This window comes from Bartonella sp. CR127HXZ (genome assembly GCF_042194555.1).
GTDB lineage: Bacteria > Pseudomonadota > Alphaproteobacteria > Rhizobiales > Rhizobiaceae > Bartonella > Bartonella grahamii.
This window is the reverse complement of sequence record NZ_JBHIMZ010000018.1, coordinates 1-10,224: the sequence shown is the minus strand read 5'-3', so window position 1 is coordinate 10,224 and position 10,224 is coordinate 1. Positions and strand designations below refer to the sequence as shown.

General features: G+C 38.5%; 5 protein-coding genes and 3 pseudogenes. All 8 read right to left on the bottom strand.

All coding sequences use genetic code 11. The features are described 5' to 3' along the window. A pseudogene (locus ACFIKY_RS08135) lies at window positions 1-1,895 on the bottom strand (hypothetical protein); the annotation flags it as partial. Between the two features lie 435 nt (window positions 1,896-2,330). After that, window positions 2,331-3,085, bottom strand: a pseudogene (locus tag ACFIKY_RS08125) (YadA-like family protein); the annotation flags it as partial. Between the two features lie 162 nt (window positions 3,086-3,247). Continuing rightward, a pseudogene (locus ACFIKY_RS09405) lies at window positions 3,248-3,328 on the bottom strand (hypothetical protein); the annotation flags it as partial. 146 nt (window positions 3,329-3,474) lie between these two features. Further along, complete coding sequence (locus ACFIKY_RS08115; protein WP_375661662.1) at window positions 3,475-3,870, bottom strand: hypothetical protein; 396 nt, start codon at window positions 3,868-3,870, stop codon at window positions 3,475-3,477. Window positions 3,871-3,907: 37 nt separating this feature from the next. Continuing rightward, window positions 3,908-4,087, bottom strand: coding sequence for a hypothetical protein (locus ACFIKY_RS08110; protein ID WP_375661661.1), 180 nt, complete (start codon window positions 4,085-4,087; stop codon window positions 3,908-3,910). 13 nt (window positions 4,088-4,100) lie between these two features. Then, window positions 4,101-4,799: a hypothetical protein gene (locus ACFIKY_RS08105; protein WP_375661660.1), complete on the bottom strand. Its 699-nt coding sequence runs from the start codon at window positions 4,797-4,799 to the stop codon at window positions 4,101-4,103. Further along, window positions 4,787-5,026, bottom strand: coding sequence for a hypothetical protein (locus ACFIKY_RS08100; RefSeq protein WP_375661659.1), 240 nt, complete (start codon window positions 5,024-5,026; stop codon window positions 4,787-4,789). The genes ACFIKY_RS08105 and ACFIKY_RS08100 overlap by 13 nt, the downstream gene beginning before the upstream one ends. A 671-nt stretch (window positions 5,027-5,697) precedes the next feature. Further along, window positions 5,698-10,224, bottom strand: a 4,527-nt coding sequence (locus ACFIKY_RS08095; RefSeq protein WP_375661658.1) for a YadA-like family protein, incomplete at its 5' end; no start/stop codon positions are given.

Here is a 10,224-nt window from a genome sequence, read left to right as displayed (position 1 = left end):
ATTTTGCCATCTTTAACATTAAGGAGAGCTACTGGTCCTTGACTCTTATTGCCGCCCAAAGACACACTGTTATAATTTACAGTGCCATCTGCATTTTTATCATAGAGAACTGCAAAGCTATTTGCTTCTTTAATGACCTTAATACTGTCCGTGATATCTGCAATTTCACCATCAAGTTGTTTTTTATTAACAGCTTCATCATCCTTAACTGCTTCTTTCACACCGGAAATTGTACGAGCATCACCTGATTTGTTTGCAATATTAATCTCTGTGCCTTCTATTTCCTTACCGATAGTAATACGATTTGTCTCTTCTTCTCGCTTAACAAGGCTATTGCTTTTTATGGTGTCAACAACATCTGCAATCTGACCATCGAGCTGTTGTTTATTAACAGCGTCGTTATTGTTTACTGCAGCCTTCACACCGGAAATTATCCTATCTTCACCCGATTTGTTTGCAACATTGATTTCAGAACCACCTGTTGCTATACCAATGGTGATACGACCCGCTTCTCCATTATCTTGCTTGACAAGACTATTTCCTGCTATTTGATTTTTTATCTCTTGTAGCTGCGCAAAATTCACCGCATCATCAGGTTCTTCCCCAGCTGCCACTCCTGTAATCTGTTTATTGCCAGCATCAATACCATCCACAGTTATTCTAGCCCCATCAGCAAATATAATGCCATCATTACTCATAGAGCTTCTTCCAGCGGTAACTCGCTCCACTGTAATATTATCTGCTAGATCAAATTTTACATTATTGTCTTCCGTACCTTTTGTAATCTTAAGGTTATCACTTGCCGCTGACAAATCTACAGTATCTTTTATACCAACTTTTGTAGCATCTTCACCTCCAACAGACAAATTCCAACCTTTGTCGACGTAAATTTCTAACGCTTGTAGCTGTGCAACATTAACGGCATCATACAATTCAGTACCAGCTGCCACTCCTACAATCTGGCGCGTTTTTTCTGATTTAACATCACCAACACTTACTGCAGCTAGCGTACTTTTCCATGCAAAGTTTTCAGACTGTGTAGGACCTTTAGCTAAAGAACTATAACCATGCTTTCCAGCAGCAACATAAGCTACAGACTCGCTTCCAAGAGCAACACCCTCACGCTCAGTCGCTCTTGCATCTAAACCAATCGCTATCGAAAGATCTGTTTGAGCTTGAGCACCATAACCTATAGAAATTGCTTGTTTTCCATCTGCAAGTGATTTGTTACCGAATGCAATACTATCAACGCCTTTTGCTTTTGCAAGCCCACCAATAGCAATCGTATTGCTTGCTACTGCTTCAGACGCAACCCCTATAGCAAGACTTGCTTGTTCACCTGCAAGTGCACCAATACCAAAGGCTTGTGCTCCCCCACGCTTTGCAGTCGCACCCGCTCCAAATGCTGTTGAATAATGCCCCATTGCGGAAGATCCACACCCAGTTGCAAAAGAAAACACACCATAAGCTTCAGGCAGAACATTTGAAAGACCACCGGTTTCTTTTCCCATATACCCCCCAGTAACGGTCAGACCATCACCAGCCCAAGTAAGCTGACCAAGCCCCCAGTTAAAAGGACGCTTGCCATTAATCTCTTTATTCATAGAAACTCTTTCATATAGTTCCTCTGCAGTGATTTGTTTATCAGTACCTTGATTGTTTCCACCACGATCAATAACATTATACACACCACAGTTATCATCATCGCCAGCTAATACAATACTGCCATGGCTAGCGTATTTATAAGACACGCTAGGACTACTTGTACTTTGAACTTTATCACCTGTTATCGCAAGATTTGCAGCAACCACAGGAGAAACACTCGACAAGAGCGCCGCTATAACTGTTCCCAATGAAACCCCTTTAATCGAATTTGGTGTTGAATATTTTTTCATAATACCCCCTTCATAATAACAGATAAAAAACACAAAAAAGGTATGCTCTAGAGCTTTCTTATTTCCCTTGCGTGTTCCTACTTTTACAGCGTGTTTCAGAACATAAATAAAATTAAGACATAAGCTGTTGTTTCTACAGTGTCTTAGAGGGTACTTAGGGGCAAGTTCGTGAAAGTCAATTTGAGGAAGGTAAAAAAATACTTAATATTAGAATGGATCTCATTTTTCTATCAAAGGTTGTACGTCGTTTTTAGCTTTGACCTCTTTGAAAAAGGTATAATTTTTGTACCTATTGATCATCAATTTAGGCAACAGTTTATTTTTCGTGAATAAGATTTTTTATTTCATTAGAGGATTTATGAAAGCTTTTTACTAAAATGCCCCTGCTTTGATGAGGCAGGAGCAAGGAGCATATTTAAAAAAGTTTTTTGCTTATCAGTTCAGTATTAAATTAAGCCCAACACCTACCACCCCAATGACCACCAGAACTCGTTGCGGAGAGATTGGAGCAAATCTTTCCATCTTCTGACATATAACCAGCGCCAATAGCAAATGCGGATTGACTGCGCCATAAACCACCACCAAATGATAGACTGATTTTTCCAGGAGTATCATCATAACTTAAATTAGACACTGCCAAATCTATGGCTGCGGCTTGTCTTGCTTCTTTTCAGATATCCTCAACAGTATAACTTAACGCTGCAAACTTTATTTCTGTATACGAATGAACCTCTTTAACACCCTCCTTTACAATATTAGACACTTTCTCATCCGTATATTCTTTTACTTTATCGAGAATCATATCTGTCTGCTTTTTCGTATAATCATGTAACTGATCACCATTTACGGCTTCTATCAAGCCTTTTTCAATCCTACCAGCAGCTACATTATCTGTGATAACTGGATCACTCTCATCTTCACTGACTAAGGTTACTTTATTGAATGCTTGAACTTTAAACTCAGGCGCTATCCATTTACCTTTCTTACCATAGCTTGCTCCACCACCGAAATATGCTGCAAATTGATTTTTCAATGAATAAATCTGGTTCCCTGTTATGGCTTCTGTCGAGCCTTCTGAAATATCTCCATCCAAAAGATGCGTTATCTTGCTGTTATTTTTTTTCGTCTTTTCCATGCCGAGCCACAAATGCCCCTGCTTCATTACTCCATAACAAAGCATTTTGCTCGATGTTGCCAGAAATTTCATTAGGAAGCTTCGCGAAAACACTATTTATGCCAGCAAAAGCTGCTGCAATATTATCATAGCTGTTCTCTTCAAAGGTTCCATCATCTTTGAAAACTTTCAGCTTGGAACTTGGTGCTGTCCATTCTTCATTCTCATATCTAGCACCACCGCCAAAATATTTTGCAAGCGTTTGATTTAGTGAATAAAGCTGACCACCATTGACAACATCAGTGGAATTTTCCGTAATTTTATTTGCTACATTATGAAGTGCAACGGGAGCTGTAGTTTTTCCAAAAGTTATACTTTCATAATTAATAGTGCCATTTTCATCATTTGCTTTATCATAATGAACAACAGAAGAATCATCAGATTGAAGATCATTAGCAAGTTTCTCTAAACTTTCTTCAAGCTTTTTTTTATTAACAGCATCATTGATGCTTTATCTCTCTCTGCTTTCTTAACACCAGAAATTATCCGTAATTTATCACTTTTATTCGCAATATCGATTTTATCACCATCTATATCCTTACCAATGGTAATGTGTTTTGTTGCTGTATCCTGTTTTACAAAAATACTCACTGCACCAGTATTGCGAGTTCCTTCTGCAATATTTGTTACTTTTTTACTTGCCGCATTAATACTACCGGTAGTTATTTGTGGGCCATCAGTAATTACTAAGCCTGTTGCATCTACTTTTGTTTTCTCTCCTAATGTTATGCTTTTTAATGCTATGTCATTAGCCAAACCAAATATAAGCTTATTTTCATCGTCCTTATCTCTTTTAACCATGAAGTCACTTCTTCCGGATGAAAATTTATTGTACTATCTAGCACCACATCTTTAGCTGCCTCACCAGCAATAGACAGTTTCCAACCTTTTTTCTTACGATTTCTTCTAAATCCTGCAACTGTCTAAGGTTCACTGCATCGGCAGGTTTGCTACCAGCTGCTACGCCTATAATTTGGCGCGTTATGTTCTTACTAGGAACACCAATACTCTCTTGCACTTTTCGTACTTTTCTATTGAGATTCGGTGTTTTTGACCAGTCCTTGCAGAAGAGACATATACCCAAAAAACGCCAGCAGCCCTACCAGGCACAAAGTTGTTCCCGATAGCAACACCCCCCCCCGCCCATCATCAACCGTCACGTTAGAATAGGAACCTATAGCGATACTGCCAACCACATTTGCTATTGAATAGAAGCCTATTAAATAGCTTCTTGAGCAAATGCATATGCACCCAAGAGCAATCGAACCATACCCTAGGGCTTTAGAAACGACACCTACATCTATTGAATAATCACTCTTTGCAGTTGTATAATTGTTATCTCCATATCCGCTCTTCTTATTATATTCACCACCTATTGCGACACTGCTTTTCCCCAAAGCATGAGCCATATTGCCTACAGCAACGCTCCATTCTTTTTCCGCTTGCGTTCCACTATCTAAAGCAATACTTGTGTTTGGAGTACGTTGCATACCTGTAGATCGTTGCATTCTTGCAATGAAATCATGTCGCAAGGTGTCAGATCCATCGATAATCCTTGCATCTTCGTTGTTTTCAGAACTTATTGTAATTGTAGAGTTATTGTTCATCACCAATTGCGGATCGGTAAGAGATTTCTCACTAAAACCATCCTTACTCTTAATAGAAAGCGTATTGACGAAAAAATTGATATAGCCACTATCATCTGTAGAATCATCCACTATTGGTGCCATTGCTGTGCTGTATTAAGTGCTGTTAAATAACTTGCTTTTAATAAATCAAAACCTTTTGAGAGAGCCACAATGCTGTTAGAGTTAGCATACGCAGAAAGAAGTATTTTTCCTTGAGAATAGCTCTTTGCAGCTTTTGCCAAGGCTTTAAGCAGCTGTTCTATTATGTCAATTTTTTTCGCCAAAACAGGAATAGCATTCGATAAAAAAACAACTATAACAACTCCCAATGAAAACGTTGCTACAAACAACCGATAAAATAAACGCCGAAAACTTGAGCTATTTCCCTTGAATATGATTCAATAATTTTTTCATAACAAACCCTCAATAAAAACCATGCCTAAAACATAAAAAAGACATATTTTGAATTGTAAGAATTTGCACTATTTGCTTTTTATACTCGTAATTAAGTTAAAACAATTTGGAGAAATTAAAATTTTACTATGAAGCTACAAAAAAGGAAACTGATTAAAAAACATAATATTTTTAACTATTCTATTTTTAAGATAATTTGTCATTTAAACAACAAGACTTTCAATGAAAAATTATAACGATACCAATATAAAGCATACGTTTAACACTACACGAAAATAAAAGCTAAAACTGTCTCTTTTTAATAAAGGGTATATTCGTATTTATATTGTTTTAGGCACTTTAATAAATCAAAATAACAGGATAGAGCAGTAACCTCATTACCTAATTATCAAAAAATAGCAATCAATTTTTTGAATCTTTACCACTAAGGTCTTTTATTCTCAAAAAAAGTTGTAATAGGCTTTTTATATAATTACGGGAGTTCTGTACATTTAGAATAGCTTTAAAGGGCTCTGAAAGAAGATAAAAAATTGCCCTTTTCTTAAATAAGAAAAAGGCAAATCAATTTTATGGATTCAGTCGTTTATTAGTTGAGTATCACATTAACCCCTGCACTTATACCCCAGTGACCTCCAGAAGTGGTAATTGACAAGTTGGAACCAATATCACCGTTCTCTGAAGTATAACCAGCCCCAACAGCAAACGCGGATTGACTACGCCATAAACCACTACCAAATGCGAGTGTTAATTTTCCAGGAATATCACTATAGCGTAAACCAGCTACCGCTAAACCAACAGCTGCTGCTTGTCTTGCCTCTTTTCGAACATCCTCAACAGCATAACTTAATGTCGAAAACTTCATATCCGTGTATGAATTAGCCTCATTAACTCCATCTTTTACAAGATGAGAAATTTTCTCATCCGTATACTTATTGGCATCTTCAAGAACCGTCTTCATCTGCTGTTCTGTGTAATCATGCAACTGACCTCCATTAACAGCTTCTTTCGAATCCTTTTCAATCTTTCCATCCGCTACATTGTCTATTAACACTGGAGAACTGTCATCTCCACCAACTAATGTAACTGTATTGGTCTTTTCACCTGTTTTTTTATCTCTATCATATTGTACAGATCCCTCCGTAACTTTAGTTTCAATATCCTTGACCTGATCTGTAATCATCTGCTGAGTTTCCCAAAGCTGACCGCCATTAACTGCTTCTTTGGAATCTTTGTCTACCTTACCGTCCTCTACATTGATAATCTTACTGGGGCTCTTAACGCCCTGATCATCAGCGTGAGAAGCATCATAGCTTCCTTTTTCTTCATTCCAATTCAGACCATTCGAAGAGGCATCCTTTTCAACTTCTTTTATACGATCGTTGATAGTGCTCATGCTGTCATTAACAACATCAAATGCTTCAGAGACATTATTACGCTCCTCTTTATCACCTTTCGTACCATCCTCATTGAAAACCTGAACGTAGAATTTGGGTCCTTGCCAGTTTCCTTCCTTATCATAACCAGCTCCTCCACCAAAATATGAGGCAAAGCTCTGTTGAAGAGTATAAATCTGACCTCCATTAATCGCATCACTCGAGCCTGATGCTATAGAACCAGCCGCAAGTGATGTGATTTTGCTGGCTTTTCTGTCATCCCCTTCCCCATGCAGAGCTACAAAAGCTTTGTCACCATCGCTCCAAGATAAAGAATCTTGTGCAACTCCTTCTGAGACCTCCTTAATACGATCGTTAACATTCTTGATATTCTCATCAAGTCCTTTAAAGGCAGAACCAACATCGGTATGCGGTTTATCTGTTACTTCACCATCTTTATCAATACTGGATAAATTATAAGTTGGCCCTTTAAAAGCACCATCCTTAAATTCAGCATCTCCACCCAAGAATTTTGCTACATCCGTTGAAAGGATGTAAACCTGTCCTCCATTGATAACATCCGTTGAGTTTTCCGCAATCGATCCTGCGGATACATTATGCAGTGCAACAGGTTTAGCATCCTTCCCTTTACCAAAAGTTACATTTGTATAATCAATTTGATCATCTGTTGTTTTATCGTAAAGAACAACAGAAGAACTATCAGACAGAAGGTTATCAGAAAGATCCTTCAAACCTTTATCAAGCTGTCCCTTGTTAACCGCTTCATTGTCTTTTTCTGCCGCCTTCACACCAGAAAGGGTTCGATCCTTACCACTCTTGTTTGCGATATTGATTTCATTTCCTTCTACTCCTTTACCAATGTTGATAACATCTTCATTTTTCGTAACAAGAAGATTACTGATTACATCGCTGATCACATTTTGAATCTTTGTGAAAAGTTTACCCACACCTGAAAATGCATCTGATACATTTTTATAGCTTGATTCAGCTTCAGTGCCATCATCATTGATAGTTTTGAGCTTAAAATCAGGAACATTCAATTCCCCATCCTTATATTCAGCGTCATTAGAAAAATATTTTGCAACCTTATCGCCCAATGAATAAAGTTGAGAACCATTTACTGCATCCGTCGATTCTTTCGTAATATCTCCTATAGCAAGTGATGTGATTTTACTGGCTTTTCTGTTATCCCCTTCCCCATGTAAAGCGACAAAAGCTTTGTCACCATCGCTCCAAGATAAAGAATCTTGTGCAACTCCTTCTGAGACTTCCTTAATGCGAGCATTCACATTCTTGATATTATCATCAAGTCCTTTAAAGGCAGAACCAATATCGGTATGCGGTTTATCTGTTACTTCACCTTTTTCATCAATATTCGATAAATTATAAGTTGGCCCTTTAAAGTTTTTTCCATCAAAGGATACATCTCCACCTAAAATTTTTGATAAATCCGAAGCTATGGTATTAATCTGACCACCCGTGATTGCATCATGTGAATCCTTGGCAATCTTACCAGCCGCAACATTATGGAGACCTACAGCTATCTTATCTTTAGCTTTTCCTAAAGTCACACTACTATAATTAGTTTTACCATCTGAATCTTTATCATAATGAACAACTGCTGATTCATCAGACTGAAGACTGTTCGAAAGATCTTTCAAGCCTTTATCAAGCTGTCCTTTGTTAACGGCTTCATTGTTTTTCGTCGCGTCCTTTACACCAGAAAGAGTCCGATCCGCACCAGCCTTATTGGCAATATTGATTTCACTGCCTTCTACTGCAGCTCCAATAGTGAGACGATGCGTTGTTTTGTCTTGCTGAACAAAGCTTTCGCTTTCTACTTTGTTAATCACATTATTAACCTGTTCAGTCAATTTATTCTGAACATTCGTGATAGAACTACCAACTCCAGCAAAAGCAGATGCTACATCAGGATAATCCTTATCTTCAGGGCTGCCATCTTCCTTGATTGTTTTTACCTTGAATGTAGGAGCGGTCCATTTCCCATCCGCATAGACAGCACCACCACCGAAATACGAAGCACCCCCTGTGCCCAATGTATGAAGCTGTGAGCCATTTACTGCGTCTGTTGAAGTTCCACTGATTGCCCCGCCAAGTAGACCGGAAAGTTTCCGCCCTTCATTACTTTTGTTCAAAATACTGATTTCGCTACCACCAGTTTCCATACCAACAGTGATAAGACCCGTTCCTCCATCACGGAGACTACGCGCTAAAGTCTTCTTTGCTACTTGCTTAACAAGAATACTGTCTCTTACATTAGCAATTTCAGTATTTGTTGCCAAAAGTTGTGAACCATTGACAGCTTCGGTTGATTCTGCTGTGAGTGCGCCACTTTGAATGCCTGCTATCTTCTTACTACCAGCATCAATACCACCCGTTGTTATTTTCGGACCTCCAGTAATTACTAGACCTGTTGCGTCTAGGGTATTTGTGCCGGCCTTTACGCTCGTTAATGCAACATCTTGAGCCAGATCAAATTTTAGCTTATTGTCTTTATCACCTTTTGTAATTTTAAAATTTTTACTTCCAGTTGAAAAATCTACCGTATCATCTATGCTAACGGCTTTGGTATTTTTATCATCAACAGAAAGTTTCCAACCTTTACCTGCGTACGCTCTTAGTGCTTTTAGCTGCGCAATGTTGACGGCATCAGTATCTGCATAACCCGCTGCCACACCTGTAAGCTGTCGTGTTATCTTATTCGGAGTATCACCAATACTAAAAGCTCCTTGAGTGCTCTTCCATATCACACCATCATCTGTTGACTTGCTACCTATGGAAGGATCATAGCCAACAGTGGACGCTGGGTTACGAGAAACAGATTGATAACCCACAGCAATACCACCAGGAACAGCAGCTTGTACTTGTGCATTTGAACCTAATGCCATACTATTTGCACCAAATGCATTTGAAAGTCCACCTAATGCCATACTATTTTCAGCAGATGCCGCTGCAAAACTACCTAATGCAATACTATTTTCGGCATTTGCATTTGAAAGATTACCTATAGCAATACTTCCTTGCCCACCTTTCCCCTCAGCGGCGGCAATTTTAATGCTCTTCGATTCGGCATTCCATTTAAAGACACTATCATCGGTAGCTTTTTTAATCTCATTTTTAATCTCATTGTGAAGATTTACATAAGACTTACCCACACCCTCAAAGGCTTTTGCTACATTCGGAAAACTTTCTTCTTCAATCTCATTCGTCTCAGAATTAAAAGTTTTAATTTTGAACTTTGGATCATCCCATTGGCCATTCGTAAATTTAACACCACCGCCTAAATATCCAGCTATGTGGGTAGCTACAACATTCAACTGACTACCATTTACCGCGTCTTTTGAATCTGCACTAAGATCACCAGGTGCAATACCTGTTATCCTTTTATTTCCAGCATCAATACCACCGGTGGTTATTTTCGGACCATCAGTAATGGCTAAGCCCGTGGCATCGAAGGTATTTGTACCTGCCTTTAAGCTCGTTAATGTAACATCTTTAGCCAAATCAAATTTTAGCTTATTGTCTTTTTCGCCCTTTGTAATATTCAAGTTGGCACTTCCAGCAGAAAAATCTACTACGCTATCCATAAGAACAGTTGTAGCATTTTTATCTCCAACTGACAGTTTCCAACCGTTTTTTCTTACAAGTTCTTCTAAGTCTTTTAATTGCGCAACATTCACCGCGTCGGTATCTGCAGT